The sequence below is a fragment of the Thioclava sp. F34-6 genome (assembly GCF_002213235.1).
Taxonomy (GTDB): Bacteria; Pseudomonadota; Alphaproteobacteria; order Rhodobacterales; family Rhodobacteraceae; genus Thioclava; species Thioclava nitratireducens.
In genome coordinates this window covers 378,559-397,243 of the sequence record NZ_NBOA01000001.1, presented here as the reverse complement: position 1 = coordinate 397,243, position 18,685 = coordinate 378,559, and the positions used below count along the sequence as shown (strand labels likewise).

Genomic DNA, 18,685 nt, shown 5'->3' with positions numbered 1-18,685 from the left:
CGCGCCACAGGCGCGACGGTCCCTCCTCATTCCCCCCGGGAGGGCGCATCGGCGGTGTCTCCGCAAGCACGCAGTCATTCGGGCTTGCGAGATAAGACCCCCTCACACAGGCGGATCAAAGCGCCCACCCGAGGTCGGGCGCGCCCCTCATGTCCTTGCATGGGCCGGGCGCATCACACGCCCGACCCTTTCGTTTACCGCATCATGCTCCACGGCTCTGGCGGAGGCTCAGCGGGCCCGAGCCCGATATCTCTGCGCAAGTGGTCGCTCAGCTGCCCGGCATCGAGCGGACGCGGCTTGTTTCCGCGGGAAATAAGCGCGAGCAGTGCCGCGCGCAGCACTTTACCTGCGCCGAACTTGGCGATCGTGGCTTCGATGGTGAAGGCGTCGTTCGGACGCTCGAGAGTCTGGATCATGTGATGTCCCGGCTCGGGTCCAATCCCGCAACCGGCCTTTCTTCGATTGATGTGAAAGAAGACCCGACGGGAACCGCGAGAGCGCGGCCAGGATGCGTCGCGACAGGATCGGGACGCGGAAATCGGGTCAGTTTGCGGGAGTGGGGCCTAGGCCCCGGGTCGGATCGGTACGGTCAGGCGAGGCGTCGTGCGACGCGGGCGGTGACCGAAAAACCGATACGGGTTTCGCAATACGCTGCGAGGGCTTGGTGATATGACATCATGGCGGCCCTCCTCTTGACTTGGGCGTTGCGAATGGCGCCACTTGGCCCGATCTCCGACAGCACGGCAACTCGCGCGACGGTGTTTGGGAGGTATTGGGGCACCTCTGTTGCCGATGCGCCTCAGTTCTTGCGCTTGGCGTTGCCTCATGGCATCTGAGCGCCATGAGCCAGACCCGCATCCAAGACCCGCATCGCCATACCCTGCCCGAGGACACCCAAGGGCTTCTCTCCGGCACGCTGATGATGGCGCTCGCCGTAGCCCTGCTGCACGGCGCGGGCTTGTTTACCGGGCAGATCGCCGGGCTGTCGCTGGTGCTCTCCTACGTCACCGGATGGAGCTTCGGTGCGATCTTTTTCACGCTCAACCTACCCTTCTATTGGCTTGCCTTGCGCCGGATGGGGAAGCGATTCACGGTGAAGACGGTGATCGCAGTGGCCATCCTGTCTGTCTTTACCGAGATCTTGCCGCATCTTCTCAGCTTCGCCACCCTTCACCCCGGTGCGGCGGCTGTCTTGGCGGGGGTCGTCTCGGGCGCAGGCCTTCTGGCGCTGTTCCGCCACGGGGCAAGCCTTGGCGGCGTGGGGATCGTGGCGCTTTATCTGCAGGACAAGACCGGGTTCAAAGCGGGCCGCACGCAGATCCTGTTCGATTGCGGCGTGTTCCTCTTCGCGCTGTTCGTGCTGCCGCTCGACAAGGTGCTGTGGTCGCTTCTGGGCGCGATGGTTTTGAACGTGATCATCCTGATCAACCACCGCCGCGACCGCTATATCGCCACCTGATCCGGACGCGATCGGCCGGCCACGGGCCCGCGCGCCCTGCCCGACCCTTTCGAGCACTGCAAGGCGGACCTGCGCCCAGCGAGTTGGTAGGTCAGCGATTATGCCCTATTATTAGGTCATGACCACTGACGCACATATCACCGCCGACCAGATTGCCGCCAAAGACGCGACCCGTCCGCATTACTCGAAGCTCGAGGATCTGCAGGGCCTTGTCGTGGCCGCCGCTCAAGCCGCGCTGGGAATTCACCTGCTGCGCGCCGCGGGCCTCGTGACCGGGGGCACCGCAGGCGCCGCGCTGATCCTGTCCTATATCACGGGGGTCAGCTTCGGGGTCGTGTTCTTCGTGATCAACATCCCCTTCTACGCCTTCGCCTATTACGCGCGCGGCGCAGGCTTTGCGCTGAAAAGCCTCGTGACCGTGACGCTCGTGTCGCTGATGGCCGAGGCGCTCAAACCCGTTCTGCATGTCGCGGATATCCACCCTGCCGTGGCCGCCGTGCTGTTCGGGATCTCCGCAGGCGTCGGCCTTCTCGGCCTCTTCCGTCACAAAGGCTCGCTCGGTGGAGTCTCCATCGTCGCCGTGATCTTGCAGGACAAGTTCGGCTTTCGCGCCGGCTGGACGCAGCTGATCCACGACCTCTGCCTCTTCGTCATCGCGAGCTTCATCCTCGCGCCGCCTTTGGTGCTCTACTCGCTTCTGGGTGCAATCGTGCTGAATTTCGTCATCGCGATGAACCACCGCCGGGACTGGTATATCGCCGAGTGATCCGGCAGAGTGCCGGCCATGCTCAAGACCTATGTCATCCTGCTCATCGCGGTCGCTTTCGAGACCTTCGGCTCGGCCTGCCTGCAGGCCAGCCAGCAATTCACGCGGCTCTGGCCGACGGTGGGCGTGGCGGTGGGCTTCATCGGCGGGCTCTATTTCTTCACGCTGGTGCTGAAGGTGCTGCCGCTCGGGATCACCTATGCGCTGTGGTCCGGGATCGGCATGGTCCTGATCGCGGGCGTGGGCTGGCTGATGTTCAATCAGCGGCTGGATTTGCCCGCCCTGATCGGGATCGCGCTGATTCTGACAGGCATCCTCGTGATCAACCTGTTCTCGAAATCGCATTTCCACTGACACGATGCCGCATCGCGGCGAGATCGCCATGCTGGGGGCTAGCCGAGAGGCGATCTTTCCTTTATGGGCGGGGCAACTCAAGAACAGGACGACCTCCCATGGACCTTCGCAACATTGCGATCATCGCTCACGTGGACCACGGCAAGACGACGCTCGTGGACCAGCTTCTGCGCCAATCGGGCGCTTTCCGTGAAAACCAGGCCGTCGCGGAACGCGCGATGGACAGCAACGACATCGAGCGCGAGCGCGGCATCACCATTCTCGCCAAGGCCACCTCGGTGGAATGGGGCGGCACCCGCATCAACATCGTCGACACCCCCGGCCACGCCGATTTCGGCGGCGAGGTCGAGCGTATCCTCTCGATGGTGGACGGTGTCGTGCTGCTGGTGGACGCAGCCGAAGGCCCGATGCCGCAGACCAAGTTCGTGACCTCGAAGGCGCTTGCGCTTGGCCTGAAGCCGATCGTCGTGCTCAACAAGGTCGACAAGCCCGCGGCCGAGCCCGACCGCGCGCTGGACGAGGTGTTCGACCTCTTCGCGAATCTCGGCGCCGATGACGAGCAGCTCGACTTCCCGCATCTCTATGCCTCGGGCATCGGTGGCTGGGCGGATACCGAGCTGGACGGCCCGCGCGAGAACCTCGACGCGCTGTTCGAGCTGATCCTGAAGCATGTCGAGCCGCCGAAGCAGGAATTCCGCGCCGACGAGCCGTTCCAGATGCTGGCCACCACGCTCTCGGCCGACCCGTTCATCGGGCGCATCCTGACCGGCCGTATCGAGGCGGGCACGCTCAAGGTCGGCGATCAGCTCAAGGCGCTCTCGCGCAAGGGCGAGCGCATCGAAGCCTTCCGCTGCACCAAGATCCTCGCCTTCCGTGGCCTGTCGCAGCAGCCGATCGACGAAGCCGTCGCTGGCGACATCGTCACCGTCGCAGGCATGACCAAGGCCACCGTCGCCGACACGCTCTGCGCGCCGGAAGTCGATACCCCGATCGACGCCCAGCCGATCGATCCGCCGACGATCTCCGTGACCTTCGGCATCAACGACTCGCCGCTCGCCGGCAAGGACGGCTCGAAGGTGCAGTCGCGCGTCATTCGCGACCGCCTGATGAAAGAGGCCGAAACCAACGTCGCGATCCGCGTCGAGGACACCCCCGGCGGCGAGGCTTTCGTGGTCTCGGGCCGTGGCGAACTCCAGATGGGCGTGCTGATCGAGAACATGCGCCGCGAAGGGTTCGAACTGTCGATCTCGCGCCCGAAGGTGATCTTCCGCGAGGAAGACGGCCAGCGCATGGAGCCGATCGAGGAAGTCATCGTCGACGTGGACGACGAGTATTCCGGCGTCGTGATCGAGAAGCTGACCGGCTACCGCAAGGGCGAACTGGCCGAGATGCGCCCGGCCGAGGGTGGCAAGACCCGCATCGTGGCCCATGTCCCCTCGCGGGGCATGATCGGCTATCAGGGCGAGTTCCTGACCGACACGCGCGGCTCGGGCGTGCTGAACCGCCTGTTCCATAGCTGGGCGCCCTACAAGGGCCAGATCGACGGGCGTCGTCAGGGCGTGCTGATCTCGATGGAGAATGGCGTCTCTGTCGCCTACGCGCTGTGGAACCTCGAGGAGCGCGGCAAGCTGTTCATCGGTTCGCAGGAGCAGGTCTATACCGGGATGATCATCGGCGAGCATTCGCGCGACAACGATCTCGAAGTGAACCCACTCAAGGGCAAGAAGCTGACCAACGTCCGCGCCTCGGGCACGGATGAAGCGGTCCGCCTGACCCCGCCGGTGCGTCTGTCGCTCGAGGAGGCCATCGCCTATATCAACGACGACGAACTGGTCGAAGTCACGCCCAAGGCGATCCGCCTGCGCAAACTGCACCTCGATCCGCACGAGCGGAAGCGCGCAGCCCGCGAAGGCTGATCGGCTGCGGCATGGGCCGCGCCCCGATCGCCCTAACCTGACGTCACGAAGAAGGCCCCGCGCACCCGCCGGGGCCTTCTCCATGATTGCACCCGCCGCTTGCGGCCTTTATAAGGTTCCACAACAATATCTAGAATATCGAGGCGCGCGTGACCGACACTCCTGAACCGCCGGAAACCGAAGAAGAAGGCCCCGGGCGGCCCGCTTATCTCGGCCCCACCGTTTCCATCGCGGACGAGATGAAAACCGCCTATCTCGATTACGCGATGAGCGTGATCGTGAGCCGCGCGATCCCCGATCTGCGCGACGGTCTGAAGCCCGTTCACCGGCGCATCCTCTATGCGATGCACGAGACCGGGAACACTTTCGACAAGCCCTATCGCAAGTCGGCGCGTCCGGTCGGCGACGTCATGGGTCAGTATCACCCGCATGGCGACGCCGCGATCTACGACGCGTTGGTGCGGATGGCGCAGCCCTTCTCGATGTCGCTGCCGCTGCTCGACGGTCAGGGCAACTTCGGCTCGATGGACGGCGACAACGCGGCGGCGATGCGCTACACCGAAGTGCGCATGGCGAAACCGGCCAATTACATTCTCGCCGATATCGAGAAAGACACGGTCGATTTCCAGGACAACTACGACGGCAAGCAGGAAGAGCCGACGGTTCTGCCCGCACGCTTCCCGAACATGCTGGTCAACGGCGCGGGCGGTATCGCCGTGGGTATGGCGACGAATATCCCGCCGCACAACCTCGGCGAGGTCTGCGACGCGACGCTGGCGCTGATCGACAACCCCGACATGTCGGACGAGGCGATCATGGAGATCGTCCCCGCCCCCGACTTTCCGACCGGCGGCCAGATCATGGGGCGCGGCGGTGCGCGCAAGGCTTACCTCGAGGGCCGTGGCTCGGTCATCATCCGGGCGAAGACCCGCGTGGAAGAGATCCGCAAGGACCGCTTCGCGATCATCCTCGACGAGATTCCCTATCAAGTGAACAAGGCGGCGATGATCGAGAAAATCGCCGATCTCGTGCGCGAGAAGAAACTCGAAGGCATCTCGAACATCGCCGACGAATCCGACCGCGTTGGCGTGCGTGTCGTGATCGAGCTGAAGCGCGACGCGACCCCCGATGTGGTGCTGAACCAGCTTTTCCGCTTCACGCAAATGCAGACCTCCTTCGGCTGCAACATGCTGGCGCTGAACGGCGGCCGCCCCGAGCAACTGACGCTGCGCCAGTTCCTCACCTATTTCATCAGCTTCCGCGAGGAAGTCGTCGCACGCCGCACCGCGTTCGAACTGCGCAAGGCGCGCGAGCGCAGCCACATCCTCTGCGGTCTGGCCGTGGCGGTGTCGAACGTGGACGAGGTCGTGGCGACCATCCGCTCCTCGGCCGACGCGGCAGAGGCCCGCACCCGCCTGATGGAGCGGCGCTGGCCCGCGCATGACATCGTCGAATATCTCAAGCTGATCGACGATCCGCTGCATCCGGTCAACGATGACGGCACCTATAACCTGTCGGAAACGCAGGCCCGCGCGATCCTCGATCTGCGTCTTCAGCGTCTGACCCAGATCGGGGTGAAGGAAGTCACGGACGAGCTCGCCCAGCTGGCCGAGAAGATCCGCGAATACCTCGCCATCCTCGCCTCGCGCGAGCGGATCATGGGTATCATCGCCGACGAGCTGCGCGAAGTGCGCGAGCTGTTTGCCGTGCCGCGCCGCACCGAGATCATCGACTGGGCCGGCGACATGGCCGACGAAGACCTGATCGAGCGCGAAGACATGGTCGTGACCGTCACTCAGGGCGGCTACATCAAGCGCACGCCTCTGGCCGATTTCCGCTCGCAGAAGCGCGGCGGCAAGGGGCTGTCGGGTGGCGCGCTGAAGGATGACGACACGGTCACCACGCTGTTCGTCGCCAACACCCATACGCAGCTTCTGTTCTTCACGACCGAAGGCATGGTCTACAAGATGAAGTGCTGGCAGCTGCCGCTCGGCTCGCGCCAGTCGAAGGGCAAGGCGATCGTCAACATCCTGCCGATCCCCACAGGCGTGTCGATCGCCGCGATCACCCCGGTCGATCGCGACGAGGCGGAATGGGACGACCTGCAGATGGTCTTCGCGACCTCCAAGGGCACCGTGCGCCGCAACCGCCTGTCGGATTTCACCAACGTCATGCGCAACGGCAAGATCGCGATGAAGTTCGAGGACGAGAACGCCGGAATGCGCCTGATCAATGCGCGCATCTGTTCCGAGGACGACGACGTGATGCTGGTCACCGCCAGCGGTCGCGCGATCCGCTTCCCGGTGCCGGAAGTGCGCGTGTTCAACTCGCGCAACTCGGTCGGCGTTCGCGGCATCAAGCTGAAGGGCGATGACGAGGTCGTCTCGATGTCGGTGATCCGCCACTTCGAAGCCAGCTCGGAAGAGCGCGCGGCCTATCTCAAGCAGCGTCGACTGATGGCGGGCGTGACCGAGGACGAGGTCGAGCCCGACGAGGACGAGGAAACCGTGGCCGAGGGGCCGCTCTCGATGGAACGTTATGCCGAGATGTCCGCCGCCGAAGATCTGATCCTGACGATCACCTCGAAGGGTTCGGGCAAGATCTCGTCGAGCCATGACTACCCGACCCGCGGTCGCGGCGGTCAGGGCGTGACGGCGATCGACAAGGCGATGCGGGGCGGCCCGCTGGTGGCCTCCTTCCCGGTCGAGATGAGCGATCAGATCATGCTCGCCACCTCGACGGGTCAGTCGATCCGCTGCCCGGTGGAAGACATCTCCTTCCGCTCGCGCTCTGCCGGTGGCGTGCGTGTGTTCAACACCGCCAAGGGCGAAGTCGTGGTCTCGGTCGCACGGATCGCCGATCAGGGCGACGACGACGATCTGGATCCAGGTTCCGATGGGTCGACCGATGCACCCGATGCACCTTCCGCGCCGGACGCCTCCGGGAACGGCGGTGCGGAGGATAGCGAAAGCTGATCCTGCGTAAGCCGCTCGCAATTCGCAACGGCTTCGCAGAAAATCAATGAAATCAAGCCCCCGTTCCGCAAGGACCGGGGGCTTTCCCATTATGGCTTCCACGTTTGAAGAATAGTCGCGATGGCGAGTTCGATCTCTGGAACGTTGGCCTCCGCGTCACCCCTGGAAAAGGTTCGACCACGAACCTCTTCCGCCACAACCTCGCCTTCTGATCGCACGGAGTTTCGATGTTGCGGCTCAGCCACGTGCCGCGCCGTTTCGACTCTTTGTTGCTCTCAATTCGCCATTTGCCCGGAACCACCCCTGAAGCCACCCGTTGCGGTTGCACTATTCAAAAAAGGGAGAGTTTCATGAAAGCCTTGGCAGATAGGCTCGGCCTAAGAACCGACCCGACGATCTTCTTCGTATCGGCAGGCTTCACGATCGTCTTCGTGCTCGCCCTTGTGATCTTTCCCGGCCCGATTGGCGACGCGTTCGCCGCGGGCCGTTCCTGGATCGTCGCCAATCTCGGCTGGTTCTTCATTCTCGGCGTCAATATCTGGCTGGGCTTCCTGATCTGGGCTGCGCTGTCGCGCCATGGCCATATCCGGCTCGGGCCGAAGGACAGCCGCCCGGAATATGGCAATCTGTCATGGTTCACGATGCTGTTCGCGGGCGGTATCGGCACGGTGCTGATGTTCTGGGGCGTGGCCGAACCGATCAGCCATTTCTCCGAACCACCGCTGCCGGGCGTCGAGCCTTTTTCCGACGAGGCCGCGAAAGACGCGATCTCAATCGCGATCTATCACCTCGGCCTGCACACCTGGACGATCTTCACGCTGCCGGGGCTGGGGTTTGCCTATTTCATCAACCGCTACGACCTGCCGGTGCGGGTCTCTTCGGTGTTCTACCCGCTCCTGAAAGAGGGCATCAACGGGCCGATCGGAAAGGCGATCGACATCGCTTCGATCCTCGGCACGCTGTTTGGCGTCGCCGTCTCGCTCGGCCTCGGCTCCAGCCAGATCGCCGCCGGCCTCGATGCGCTTCTCGGTACGGGCGACGGCACCTTCGTCAAGATCGCGATCCTCACCGCGCTGACCGCCGTTGCGATCACCTCCATCGTCGCTGGGCTCGACAAGGGCGTGAAGCTGCTGTCGAATATCAATATCGGCATGGCGGTCGGTCTGATGGTCTTCGTGCTGATCTTCGGCTCGACCCTGTTCCTGCTGCGCGGGATCGTCCAGACCTTCGGGCTCTATTTCTCCAACCTGCCGCATCTGGCCTTCTGGAACGACATGCTGGCCAACGAGAACCCCGACACGCCCGGCTGGGGCTGGCAGGGCTCGTGGACGGTGTTTTACTGGGCCTGGACGGTGACCTGGTCGCCCTTCATCGGGCTCTTCGTCGCGCGCATCTCGCGCGGTCGCACGGTGCGCGAATTCGTCTTCGGCGTGCTGCTGGCGCCCTCGCTCTTCACCCTGATCTGGTTCGCGATATTCGGCTGGCAGGCGATGGAGTTCGACGGCATCGGACAGGCGGCGCGCGCCGCGATGGGCGATCAGGCGGGGCAATTGTCGAAAGCGGTCTCCGATAGCGTTCCGCTCGCGATGTTCGCCTTCTTCGAGCATTTCCCCTTCGTCCATATCGTTCAGGGCATCGCCGTCGTCGTGGTGGCGATCTTCTTCGCGACGTCGTCGGACTCGGCCTCGCTGGTGGTCGACATGCTCTGCACCGGCACGCCGACGCCCGGCCCCGTCCATCAGCGCGTTTTCTGGGGCGCGGCCGAAGGTCTGGTCGCGGCGATGCTGATCATACTCGCAGGCGATGCCGGGTTGACCGCGCTGCAACAGGTGATCACCGTCGTGGGCCTGCCGATCTTCATACTGGTGTCGATGATGATCCCTTCGATCATCAAGGGATTTGCGCTTGAAGACATCGACCATGTCTCGATCGGCAAGAGACCCAAGCTCGACGATTTCTGATCGCAAGAAACGGCCCGGGGATGCTCCGGGCCGTTTCCCGTTTTCCCTCCGCGGATCGGCCTTCCCTTTTGCCGCTTTGACCACTACATGAGCGGCCATGACAGAAGAACTCCATATCGTCGGCGGTGGCATGGCGGGCTCGGAAGCGGCCTGGCAGGCGGCGAATGCCGGCATTCGCGTGGTGCTGCACGAGATGCGGCCCAAGGTCGAAACCTTCGCGCACCAGACCGGCAACTATGCCGAGATGGTCTGCTCGAACTCGTTCCGCTCGGACGATCACGAACGCAACGCCGTGGGTCAGCTCCATTGGGAGATGGGCGCCGCGAACGGGCTGATCATGGAGACCGCGCGTAAGCACCGTCTGCCCGCAGGCGGCGCGCTGGCCGTGGACCGCGAGGCGTTTTCGCAATCGGTGACCGAGGCGCTTCGCGCCCACAAGAACATTTCCTTTACGGAGGAAGAAGTTACGGAGCTTCCTTCAGAGGGAAAATGGATCTTTGCGACCGGGCCTCTGACGTCCGAGAGCCTCGGAACAGCTATCCTGCAAGCAACCGGCGAAGAGCGACTGGCCTTCTTCGATGCGATCGCGCCCATCGTCTATGCCGACACGATCGACATGTCCGTCGCATGGCGCCAGTCGCGCTACGACAAGGGCGAGACCGAGGAAGAGCGCACGGCCTATATCAACTGCCCGATGACGAAGGACCAATACGAGGCCTTCATCGACGCGCTGCTCGAGGCCGACAAGACCGAGTTCCACGAGGGCGAGACCGCGGGCTATTTCGACGGCTGCCTGCCGATCGAGGTGATGGCTGAACGCGGCCGCGAGACCCTGCGCCACGGGCCGATGAAACCGGTCGGCCTGACCAACGAGCACGATCCGCAGACCAAGGCTTGGGCGGTGGTGCAGCTGCGCCGCGACAACGCGCTCGGCACGCTCTACAATATCGTGGGCTTCCAGACCAAGATGAAGTACGGCGCGCAAGCTGCTGTTTTCCGGATGATTCCGGGACTTCAGGATGCCAAGTTTGCGCGTCTCGGCGGGATTCACCGCAACACCTTCATCAATTCGCCGACGCTCCTCGATGCTCAGATGCGGCTCAAGTCGCACCCGAACCTGCGCTTCGCGGGCCAGATCACCGGCGTTGAAGGCTATGTCGAAAGCGCCGCGATGGGCCTTCTGGCGGGTCGCATGGCCGCTGCGGAGCTTCAGGGCCGCGAGTTGCCGCCGCCGGGACCCGAAACCGCGATGGGGGCGTTGATCACCCACATCACAGGCGGGGCCGAGGCGAAGACGTTCCAACCGATGAATGTCAATTTCGGGCTCTTCCCGCCGATCGACGCCAAGGGCGGGCGGCGTGGCCGCAAAGACCGCTACAAGGCCTATACCGATCGCGCCAAGACGGTCTTCGGCGACTGGCTGGCACATCAAGGAGAGACCGTATGAACTACGTTCTGGCCCTGTTTCTGCCACCGCTTTCGATCCTGCTGATCGGGCGCATCTTCCTTGCGATCCTCGTCTTCGTGATCTGGGTTCCGGCGATCATCTTCTCGGGCGGCCTGACGCATCCGATGTTCATCGCGCTTGCCTGGATCCTTATCTATCAGGCGCATGCGGATCGCCGCGCGGGCGGCTGATTTGGCAGGGTGCGCGCGTCGATGATCACACGCTTCGCCCCCTCGCCAACGGGCCCGCTGCATCTGGGCCATGCCTATAGCGCGATCCTAGCGCATGACATGGCGCGCAAGGCCGGCGGGCAGTTCTTGCTGCGCATCGAAGACATCGACCAGAGCCGCGCGCGCCCGCACTGGGAACAGCAGATCTACGACGATTTACACTGGCTCGGGCTGTCTTGGGACGGGCCGGTTCTGCGCCAATCGGATCGCTTGAACCTCTATCGCGAAGCCCTTGAAAGACTTTGGGAAAGCGATCTTCTCTTTGCATGCTCCTGCACCCGCCGCGACATTGAGGCAGCCGCCTCCGCACCGCAGGAAGGCGCGCAATACGGGCCCGACGGCCTGATCTATCCCGGCACCTGCCGCGAAAGCGGCGCGCGCCGACCCGGGGCTCCGCTGCCTGAAAGCGCCTTGCGCCTGAATATGACCCGCGCCGCCCGCGATATCCGCTTCGAGGAAATCTGCGCGCTGCACAAAGGCACGCATCACATCTCTCGCGCCGATCTGATCGACAAGGTGGGCGATGTCGTGCTTGCACGCCGCGAGATGGGTACGTCCTATCACCTCGCCGTGGTGCTAGATGATTCCGCACAGGGCATTACCCATGTCACACGCGGCGCAGACCTGTTCGACGCCACGCAGATCCACGTGCTGCTTCAGAAACTACTCGAACTTCTCACGCCAACTTATTGCCATCACGAGCTTATCCGCGACGAGACCGGCAAGCGCCTCGCCAAGCGCGACGACGCCCGCGCGATTGCGAAATACCGCGAGGATGGGGTCACCCCGGACGAGATTCGCCGCATGGTCGGGCTACCCGCTTCCTCTTGACGGAAATATCCTCCCCGAAGGGTCGCTCTCAATCTTCCATCGGCGTGAGGATCTCGACCTCCTCGCCATCGCGGATCGCGGTATAGAAGCACGACCGGCGATTGGTGTGGCAGGCCGGGCCTTCCTGCTCCACCAGCACCAGAAGCGTGTCGCGGTCGCAATCCACCCGCATCTCGCGCAGGCGCTGCACATGGCCCGAGGTCTCGCCCTTTACCCAGAACGATTGCCGCGAGCGCGACCAATAGGTTACGCGCCCTGTTTCGAGTGTCCTCGCAACGCTCTCAGCGTTCATCCATGCCATCATCAGGATATCGCCGGACAGCGCATCCTGCGCGATGGCGGGGATCAAACCGTTGGCGTCATAGGTCAAGCTGGCGGGATCGAATGGCATCTGCTCTTTCCTTCCTGTGGCTCAGGTCCTATCTACGCCGGACGGGCCGAAGGGGAAAGAGATGAGCGACACCGATCTGATCAAGCTCTATTCGCAGCGTATTCTGGCGCTTGCCGCCGATATGCCGGGCACCGATCCGCTGCCCGAGCCCGACGTGACCATGCGCAAGCGCGCGCCGCTTTGCGGCTCCACAGTCGAGGTCGCGCTGACCTGCGCAGACGGCCGCGTGACCGGCTATAGCCAGACCGTACATGCCTGCGCGCTGGGTCAGGCTTCTGCTGCGATCTTCGGGGCCCAGGTCGTGGGCCGTACGCGCGATGAGATCGCGAAGGTGTGCGATCAGCTGGCCGAGATGCTCAAGGGCGGCCCTGTCCCCGATGCGCCCTTCGGCGATTATGAAGTGCTGCAAGCCGCGCGCGACTACCCCAACCGGCATGGCTCGATCCTGCTCGCCCCCGAGGCGACGCTCGAAGCGCTCGAGCAGTGCTGAGCCGCTAAACTCTCTCCTACGCGATAAAAAAAGCCGCCACTCGAAAGAGCGGCGGCTGAAGGTTGCGCTTTACGGACAGGCGGGGCCTGGGGGACAGGCAAAGCCGCGGGTTTGGGACAGGTGCGGCAGCCAAAAAGCGCGAGGCAGTAACGATGAGACAGGTCGGGCTTAGAGGAGCCCCGGCAGCCAAAGCGCCATGATGAAGCTTGCGCAAAGCGCGATGCCCCCCACGGCGTCGGCCAACAGCGTGCTGTGATTGCGGTCGAGAAGCTCCTTGATTTCCTTGGCCATCTGGCACCTCCATTCCCTTTGTTGCTACTTTGTTCTCATAATTGACGTCGCGTGTAAAGAACTTTTTAGGAACATTTGAGAACACTGGAGGAGAACGTGAGTCGAACCGGGCTCAGCCGATTCCGATCAGGCGGATCGCACGGTCCTGTTCCATCAGCCACAGCAGCACCCGCGCCGCCTGTCCGCGCGGGCCGCTCAGCTCGGGATCGTCGGACAGGAGCTTGCGCGCATCCGACTGCGCCACCGCCATCAGACCGGCCTGACGTTCAAGGTCCGCCACGCGGAAACGCGGCAGGCCCGACTGCGCCGTGCCGATCACATCGCCCGCGCCCCGCATGGCGAGGTCTTCCTCGGCGATGCGGAACCCGTCCTCGCTTTCGCGCAGGATCGACAGGCGGCGTTCGGCCGTCTCGCTCAGCGGGCTCTGGTAGATCATCAGGCAGGTCGAGGCCGCGGCGCCGCGCCCGACCCGCCCGCGCAGCTGATGGAGCTGCGCGAGACCGAAACTCTCGGCCCGCTCGATCACCATGATCGAGGCGTTGGGCACGTTCACGCCCACCTCGATCACCGTCGTCGCGACCAGCACGCGTGTCTGCCCTTTCACGAAAGCCGCCATCGCGGCGTCTTTCTCGGCGGAGGGCATCTGGCCGTGAACCAGCCCCACGACATCGTCGCCAAGCGCTGCGCGCAGCGCCAGAAAGCGGTCGGTGGCGGAGCTCAGATCGACGCGCTCGCTCTCTTCGACCAGCGGGCAGACCCAATAAGCCTGCCGCCCCTCGGCCACCGCCTTGCGCAGATGCTCGACCACCTCTCCCATCCGCTCCATCGCGACGAGCGCGGTCTTGACCGGCGTCCGACCCGGTGGCTTCTCGTCGAGAAGGCTCACATCCATGTCACCATATTGCGCCAGCGCGAGCGAGCGCGGGATCGGCGTCGCGGTCATGACCAGCACGTCGACCGCCTGCCCCTTGGCACCCAGCTCCATCCGTTGCGCCACACCGAAGCGATGCTGTTCGTCGATCACGGAAAGCCGCAAATCCTGAAATTCCACGTCTTTCTGAAAAACCGCATGGGTGCCCACGAGGATACCAATCGCGCCCGAGGCCAGATCGGCGAGCTTGCGCGCCCGCTCCGCCCCCTTGTCGCGCCCGGTCAGAATCTCCAGCCGGACGCCCGCCGCCTCGGCCAGCGGCGCCAGACCTTCCAGATGCTGGCGCGCGAGAATTTCCGTGGGCGCCATCATCACGCCCTGCCCGCCAGCCTCGACCGCCGTCAGCAGCGCCATGAAGGCGACCAGCGTCTTGCCCGCGCCGACATCGCCCTGCAGCAGCCGGTTCATTCGCCGCTCGGAGCCCATATCGCCCGCGATTTCGGCGATCGCGCGGGTCTGCGCACCGGTCGGCTTGTACGGCAGGCTGGCCAGAACCTGCGCCGAGAGCTTGCCCGTGCCGCGCGTCACCCGACCCTTCTTGCGCCGCGACTGGCGCCGCGCGAGCGCGAGTGTCATCTGATGCGCGAAAAGCTCGTCATAGGCGAGGCGCGCGCGCGCCGGCGCCGTGGCCGCGAGATCGTCAATCTTTTCAGGGTGATGCGCCGTTTGCACCGCGTCGCGCCAATCCGGCCAGCCCTCGCGGCGCTTGAGCGCAGCGTCGATCCATTCGGGCAGGTCCGGCGCACGCGCCAAGGCCCCCTCGGCCGCCTTCGCCATCAGCTTTTGCGTGACGCCCGCGGTGAGCGGATAGACCGGCTCGAAGCGGGGCATCTCGCCCGCATTTTCGGGCGGCAGGATGTAATCGGGATGCACGATCTGCGCCTGCCCGTCATAAATCTCGAGCTTGCCCGAAATGATCCGCCGCGCCCCGTTGGGCATCTGTTTCGCGAGCCAGTCGCCCCGCGCGCGGAAGAAGACCAGCGTGATGTCGCCCTGCGCGTCATGGCATAGAACCCGGTCTGGCGCGCCCTGTTTACGCGCAGGGCTATGGGCTCCGATCGTCACTTCGACGGTGACGGTGGTGCCCGCGGGCACGCCTTGCACGGTCGCAACAGGACGGCGGTCGATCACCGAATAGGGCAAGGTAAACAACACGTCGCGCGGGCGGGTGATCCCCAACCCCTCGAAATGCTTGGCCGTTTTCGGACCGACGCCCGCGAGACTGTCGAGCTCGGCGAAGAGCTCGAACAGTTCGGAGGGCCGGGTGCTCATGCGCCCCCCGCGAGCGCGATCCATTCATCCTCGTCGATGACGCGGATGTTAAACTCGGCCGCTTTCTTGGCTTTCGATCCAGCGCCCGGCCCCGCGACGAGCAGGTCGGTCTTGGCGCTGACGGACCCCGAGACCTTCGCGCCAAGCGCCTCCGCCCGCGCCTTCGCCTCGGCCCGGGTCATCTTCTCCAGCGTCCCGGTGAAAACGACGGTGAGGCCCGAAACCGGACTGTCGGATTTCGGCTTCTCGGCCTCCTCGACACTCAGATGCGCGGTGAGACGGTCGATCGAGGCGCGCTCGGCCTCTTGCTGGAACGTCGTCACGACCGAGGTCGCGAGCGTCTCGCCGACCCCGTCGATCGAGATCAGATCGTCCCATTCCGGGCCCTGGCCGCAGTCTGCCTGCGTCATCGCGGTCTCGAACGCGTCCCACGTGCCGTAATGTGTGGCGAGCATCCCTGCGCTCGTCTCACCGACATGACGGATGCCGAGCGCGAAGATCAGGCGTTGCAGCGGAATCCTGCGTTTCTCTGCGATGGCGGCAAAGAGGTTGCGCGCCGATTTCTCTCCCCAGCCCTCGCGGTTCTTGAGCTGCTGGATGCCCTGCCCGTAGCGCTCTTCCAGCGTGAAGATGTCGGCAGGTTCCTTGATCCAGCCATCCTCGTAGAATTGCTCGACCTGTTTCGCGCCGAGACCTTCGATGTCGAAAGCCGCGCGCGAGACGAAATGTTTCAGCTTTTCGACCGCTTGCGCAGGGCAGATCAGCCCGCCGGTGCAGCGGCGCACCGCATCGCCCTCTTCGCGGATCGCCTCGGATCCGCAGCGGGGGCAATGGGTCGGAAAGTCGTAGGGCACCGCGTCTTCGGGGCGGCGCGCGAGATCGACATCGGCGATCTTCGGGATCACGTCCCCCGCGCGATAGACCTGCACCCAGTCGCCGACGCGGATATCCTTGCCGCCGCGAATTTCCGCGCCCTTGGAATCGCGCCCGGCGATGTAATCTTCGTTATGCAGCGTCGCGTTCGAGACGACCACGCCGCCCACCGTCACCGGCGTCAGCCGCGCGACCGGCGAGAGCGCGCCGGTGCGACCGACCTGAATGTCGATCCCTTCGAGCTGCGTCCAGGCAAGCTCGGCGGGGAATTTATGCGCGATCGCCCAACGCGGCGTGGTCGAGCGGAAGCCCAAACGGCGCTGCAGCGCGAGGTCGTTCACCTTGTAGACGACGCCGTCGATATCGTAGCCGAGCGTGGCGCGCTTTGCCTCGATCTCGCGGTAATGGGCGAGCATGTCAGCAGGTCCGTCGCAAAGCTCGGTCAGCGGGTTGGTCTGGAAGCCGAGGGATTGCAGCCGCGCGATGGCCTCGATCTGGGTCTCGGCCAGCGGCGCGGAAAGCTCCCCCCAGGCATAGGCAAAGAACTTCAGAGGGCGCGACGCGGTCACTTTCGGGTCGAGTTGGCGCAAGGATCCAGCGGCGGCGTTGCGCGGATTGGCGAAACGCTTTTCGCCCGCGGCCTCGTTGCGGCTGTTGAGCGCCTCGAAATCGGCATGGCTCATATAGACTTCGCCGCGCACTTCCAGCACGTCCGGCGCATCCGCGATCGAGGTCGGAATGTCGTCGATGGTGCGTGCGTTCTCGGTCACGTTCTCGCCGACCGCACCGTCGCCGCGCGTGGCGGCATGGATCAGCTTGCCCTTCTCGTAGCGGATCGAGAGCGACAGCCCGTCGATCTTCGGCTCGGCCGTGTAGTTCAGCTTTGCGTCGGATTTCAGACCGAGGAAGCTGCGGACGCTTTCGTCGAACTCGGTCACCTCCTCGTCAGAAAAGGCATTGGCCAGGCTCATCATGCGGATCGCATGGGTGATCTTGCCGAAGCCTTCCGCGAGTTGGCCGCCAACCTGTTCGGTGGGCGATTGCTCGGATTTCAACGCGGGAAATTTCGCCTCGATCGCTGCGAGGCGTTGCTTGAGCGCGTCATATTCCGCATCCGAAATCTCGGGCGCATCATGAGTATGATAGGCGGTATTAGCCGCCTCGATCTTGGCGATCAGGCTGGGCATTTCTGCGCGGGCCTCGGCCTCGCTCAGCGCGTCGATCCCGGTGCGGCTTGGCTCGGACATGGAAAACCCCCTCGTGCTGACCTTGGTTTAGGCAAGCGCCGAGGGGGCGTAAAGAGCCGTGACGACGGAGATCGCCGGCTTTGTGAAGTCAGGCGCCCATGGCGATGCGCCGCTCCAACTCCGAAGGGTCGGGATCGCGCAGCACGTAGCCACGGCCCCAGACGGTTTCGATGTAATTCTCGCCCTCGGTGGCATCGGCGAGTTTCTTGCGCAGCTTGCAGATGAAAACGTCGATGATCTTCAATTCGGGCTCATCCATGCCGCCATAGAGGTGGTTGAGGAACATCTCCTTCGTCAGGGTCGTGCCTTTGCGCAGGCTCAGGAGTTCGAGCATCTGGTATTCCTTGCCGGTCAGATGCACCGGCTTGCCATCGACCTCGACCGTCTTCGCATCGAGATTGACCGAGATCTTGCCGGTGCGGATGATCGATTGCGCATGGCCCTTGGACCGGCGGATGATCGCGTGAATGCGCGCCACCAGTTCCTCGCGGTGAAAGGGCTTCGTCATGTAGTCATCGGCGCCGAAGCCGAATCCCTTGATCTTGTTTTCGGTATCGTCGGCCCCGGTGAGGATCAGAATCGGCGTGTCGATCTTCGACAGGCGCAGCTGGCGCAACACCTCGTGCCCGTTCATGTCGGGCAGATTGAGGTCAAGCAGGATCAGGTCGTAATCGTAGAGTTTCGCGAGATCGATGCCTTCTTCACCCAGATCGGTGCAATAGACGTTGAGATTCGCATGGGTCAGCATCAATTCGATACTGCGCGAGGTCGTCGGGTCGTCTTCCACCAATAAAATACGCATTCTGGGTTCTCCGCATTAATCCCTCGATCAGGTCGAGACTTACATCAAATGGTTAACACCGGGTTACCTTCTCACGTTTCCGCGAGGGTGCAACCTAAAGCTGTTTGAGCTTCTGGATCGCGGTCACCTTAAGCCCTTGAATCCCGTGCCTTTCGATCGCTTCGATCCAGAGGTCGAGCTCCTCGTCGGAGAGCCCGTAGCGCTCCAGCACCTCATCGCGCGAGATCAGATCATGCGCGACCGCCTGCACGATTACGGCTTTTCGGCTGGCCACCCATCTTCGGGTTTTCGGAGAAGGCAGATCTGCACGGGTCAGGATCGTGCCGTCGGCGAGGGTCACCGCGCGCGGGCCGTCGACTTTCTTGAGATACATGGGCTCACCCCTTCAAGCTCTTCACGCCGGCCACATTGGTGCGCACGCCGTTAACACTGCGTGAAACGCGGGGTTG

Annotated in this window: 17 protein-coding genes; 10 read left to right on the top strand and 7 right to left on the bottom strand. The window is 63.8% G+C overall.

Features of this window, described 5'->3' with window-relative positions:
• Positions 1-194 precede the first annotated feature (194 nt).
• On the bottom strand, positions 195-416 hold the full coding sequence (locus B6V72_RS01825) for a hypothetical protein (RefSeq protein WP_088722802.1): 222 nt from the start codon (positions 414-416) through the stop codon (positions 195-197).
• A 425-nt stretch (positions 417-841) separates the two neighbouring features.
• On the opposite strand from B6V72_RS01825, the gene B6V72_RS01820 reads away from it, so the two are divergent.
• The 9 genes from B6V72_RS01820 (at position 842) to gluQRS (ending at position 11,939) form a co-directional block, all read left to right on the top strand.
• Entirely contained in the window at positions 842-1,459 is a 618-nt protein-coding gene (locus B6V72_RS01820; protein ID WP_088718578.1) for a YitT family protein, read from the top strand.
• A gap of 118 nt (positions 1,460-1,577) precedes the next feature.
• The gene (locus tag B6V72_RS01815; protein ID WP_077701228.1) at positions 1,578-2,225 is read left to right on the top strand and encodes a YitT family protein; all 648 of its coding nucleotides are present in this window, start codon (positions 1,578-1,580) and stop codon (positions 2,223-2,225) included.
• 18 nt (positions 2,226-2,243) lie between these two features.
• Positions 2,244-2,579, top strand: a complete 336-nt coding sequence (locus B6V72_RS01810) for an SMR family transporter (RefSeq protein ID WP_075774864.1) — start codon at positions 2,244-2,246, stop codon at positions 2,577-2,579.
• A 98-nt stretch (positions 2,580-2,677) separates the two neighbouring features.
• Positions 2,678-4,495 carry a translational GTPase TypA gene (typA, locus tag B6V72_RS01805; protein ID WP_075774865.1) on the top strand — a complete coding sequence of 606 codons (1,818 nt, stop codon included), beginning with the start codon at positions 2,678-2,680 and terminating at the stop codon, positions 4,493-4,495.
• A gap of 149 nt (positions 4,496-4,644) precedes the next feature.
• Positions 4,645-7,470 (top strand): DNA gyrase subunit A, encoded by a 2,826-nt coding sequence (gyrA, locus tag B6V72_RS01800; protein ID WP_088734386.1) that lies wholly within the window; start codon positions 4,645-4,647, stop codon positions 7,468-7,470.
• A gap of 350 nt (positions 7,471-7,820) precedes the next feature.
• Entirely contained in the window at positions 7,821-9,431 is a 1,611-nt protein-coding gene (locus B6V72_RS01795) for a BCCT family transporter (RefSeq protein ID WP_075774866.1), read from the top strand.
• A 97-nt stretch (positions 9,432-9,528) separates the two neighbouring features.
• Positions 9,529-10,878, top strand: a complete 1,350-nt coding sequence (trmFO, locus tag B6V72_RS01790; protein ID WP_088734384.1) for a methylenetetrahydrofolate--tRNA-(uracil(54)-C(5))-methyltransferase (FADH(2)-oxidizing) TrmFO — start codon at positions 9,529-9,531, stop codon at positions 10,876-10,878.
• Entirely contained in the window at positions 10,875-11,069 is a 195-nt protein-coding gene (locus B6V72_RS01785) for a hypothetical protein (RefSeq protein WP_075774868.1), read from the top strand. Before trmFO ends, B6V72_RS01785 begins: the two co-directional genes overlap by 4 nt.
• Before the next feature lie 21 nt (positions 11,070-11,090).
• Positions 11,091-11,939 carry a tRNA glutamyl-Q(34) synthetase GluQRS gene (gluQRS, locus tag B6V72_RS01780; protein ID WP_088734382.1) on the top strand — a complete coding sequence of 283 codons (849 nt, stop codon included), beginning with the start codon at positions 11,091-11,093 and terminating at the stop codon, positions 11,937-11,939.
• A gap of 28 nt (positions 11,940-11,967) precedes the next feature.
• Here gluQRS and hisI read toward each other — a convergent pair whose 3' ends face one another.
• On the bottom strand, positions 11,968-12,330 hold the full coding sequence (hisI, locus tag B6V72_RS01775) for a phosphoribosyl-AMP cyclohydrolase (protein ID WP_075774870.1): 363 nt from the start codon (positions 12,328-12,330) through the stop codon (positions 11,968-11,970).
• 61 nt (positions 12,331-12,391) lie between these two features.
• On the opposite strand from hisI, the gene B6V72_RS01770 reads away from it, so the two are divergent.
• Positions 12,392-12,820: an iron-sulfur cluster assembly scaffold protein gene (locus B6V72_RS01770; RefSeq protein ID WP_088734380.1), complete on the top strand. Its 429-nt coding sequence runs from the start codon at positions 12,392-12,394 to the stop codon at positions 12,818-12,820.
• A gap of 168 nt (positions 12,821-12,988) precedes the next feature.
• Here B6V72_RS01770 and B6V72_RS19475 read toward each other — a convergent pair whose 3' ends face one another.
• The 5 genes from B6V72_RS19475 to B6V72_RS01750 form a co-directional block, all read right to left on the bottom strand.
• Positions 12,989-13,111, bottom strand: a complete 123-nt coding sequence (locus B6V72_RS19475) for a hypothetical protein (RefSeq protein ID WP_255266459.1) — start codon at positions 13,109-13,111, stop codon at positions 12,989-12,991.
• Positions 13,112-13,223: 112 nt separating this feature from the next.
• Positions 13,224-15,314 carry an ATP-dependent DNA helicase RecG gene (gene recG / locus B6V72_RS01765; RefSeq protein WP_088734660.1) on the bottom strand — a complete coding sequence of 697 codons (2,091 nt, stop codon included), beginning with the start codon at positions 15,312-15,314 and terminating at the stop codon, positions 13,224-13,226.
• Complete coding sequence (gene ligA / locus B6V72_RS01760; RefSeq protein ID WP_088734378.1) at positions 15,311-17,434, bottom strand: NAD-dependent DNA ligase LigA; 2,124 nt, start codon at positions 17,432-17,434, stop codon at positions 15,311-15,313. The genes recG and ligA overlap by 4 nt, the downstream gene beginning before the upstream one ends.
• Positions 17,435-17,522: 88 nt before the next feature.
• Positions 17,523-18,236 (bottom strand): response regulator transcription factor, encoded by a 714-nt coding sequence (locus B6V72_RS01755; protein ID WP_075774873.1) that lies wholly within the window; start codon positions 18,234-18,236, stop codon positions 17,523-17,525.
• 94 nt (positions 18,237-18,330) lie between these two features.
• Positions 18,331-18,609 carry a DUF1153 domain-containing protein gene (locus B6V72_RS01750; RefSeq protein ID WP_075774874.1) on the bottom strand — a complete coding sequence of 93 codons (279 nt, stop codon included), beginning with the start codon at positions 18,607-18,609 and terminating at the stop codon, positions 18,331-18,333.
• Between the last annotated feature and the right edge of the window lie 76 nt (positions 18,610-18,685).

What these genes read in the sequence shown, in the direction of transcription:
- B6V72_RS01825 (WP_088722802.1), bottom strand. Translation starts at nt 416, where the DNA reads ATGATCCAGACTCTCGAGCGTCCGAACGACGCCTTCACCATCGAAGCC.
- B6V72_RS01820 (WP_088718578.1), top strand. Translation starts at nt 842, where the DNA reads ATGAGCCAGACCCGCATCCAAGACCCGCATCGCCATACCCTGCCCGAG.
- B6V72_RS01815 (WP_077701228.1), top strand. Translation starts at nt 1,578, where the DNA reads ATGACCACTGACGCACATATCACCGCCGACCAGATTGCCGCCAAAGAC.
- B6V72_RS01810 (WP_075774864.1), top strand. Translation starts at nt 2,244, where the DNA reads ATGCTCAAGACCTATGTCATCCTGCTCATCGCGGTCGCTTTCGAGACC.
- typA (WP_075774865.1), top strand. Translation starts at nt 2,678, where the DNA reads ATGGACCTTCGCAACATTGCGATCATCGCTCACGTGGACCACGGCAAG.
- B6V72_RS01795 (WP_075774866.1), top strand. Translation starts at nt 7,821, where the DNA reads ATGAAAGCCTTGGCAGATAGGCTCGGCCTAAGAACCGACCCGACGATC.
- trmFO (WP_088734384.1), top strand. Translation starts at nt 9,529, where the DNA reads ATGACAGAAGAACTCCATATCGTCGGCGGTGGCATGGCGGGCTCGGAA.
- B6V72_RS01785 (WP_075774868.1), top strand. Translation starts at nt 10,875, where the DNA reads ATGAACTACGTTCTGGCCCTGTTTCTGCCACCGCTTTCGATCCTGCTG.
- gluQRS (WP_088734382.1), top strand. Translation starts at nt 11,091, where the DNA reads ATGATCACACGCTTCGCCCCCTCGCCAACGGGCCCGCTGCATCTGGGC.
- hisI (WP_075774870.1), bottom strand. Translation starts at nt 12,330, where the DNA reads ATGCCATTCGATCCCGCCAGCTTGACCTATGACGCCAACGGTTTGATC.
- B6V72_RS01770 (WP_088734380.1), top strand. Translation starts at nt 12,392, where the DNA reads ATGAGCGACACCGATCTGATCAAGCTCTATTCGCAGCGTATTCTGGCG.
- B6V72_RS19475 (WP_255266459.1), bottom strand. Translation starts at nt 13,111, where the DNA reads ATGGCCAAGGAAATCAAGGAGCTTCTCGACCGCAATCACAGCACGCTG.
- recG (WP_088734660.1), bottom strand. Translation starts at nt 15,314, where the DNA reads ATGAGCACCCGGCCCTCCGAACTGTTCGAGCTCTTCGCCGAGCTCGAC.
- ligA (WP_088734378.1), bottom strand. Translation starts at nt 17,434, where the DNA reads ATGTCCGAGCCAAGCCGCACCGGGATCGACGCGCTGAGCGAGGCCGAG.
- B6V72_RS01755 (WP_075774873.1), bottom strand. Translation starts at nt 18,236, where the DNA reads ATGCGTATTTTATTGGTGGAAGACGACCCGACGACCTCGCGCAGTATC.
- B6V72_RS01750 (WP_075774874.1), bottom strand. Translation starts at nt 18,609, where the DNA reads ATGTATCTCAAGAAAGTCGACGGCCCGCGCGCGGTGACCCTCGCCGAC.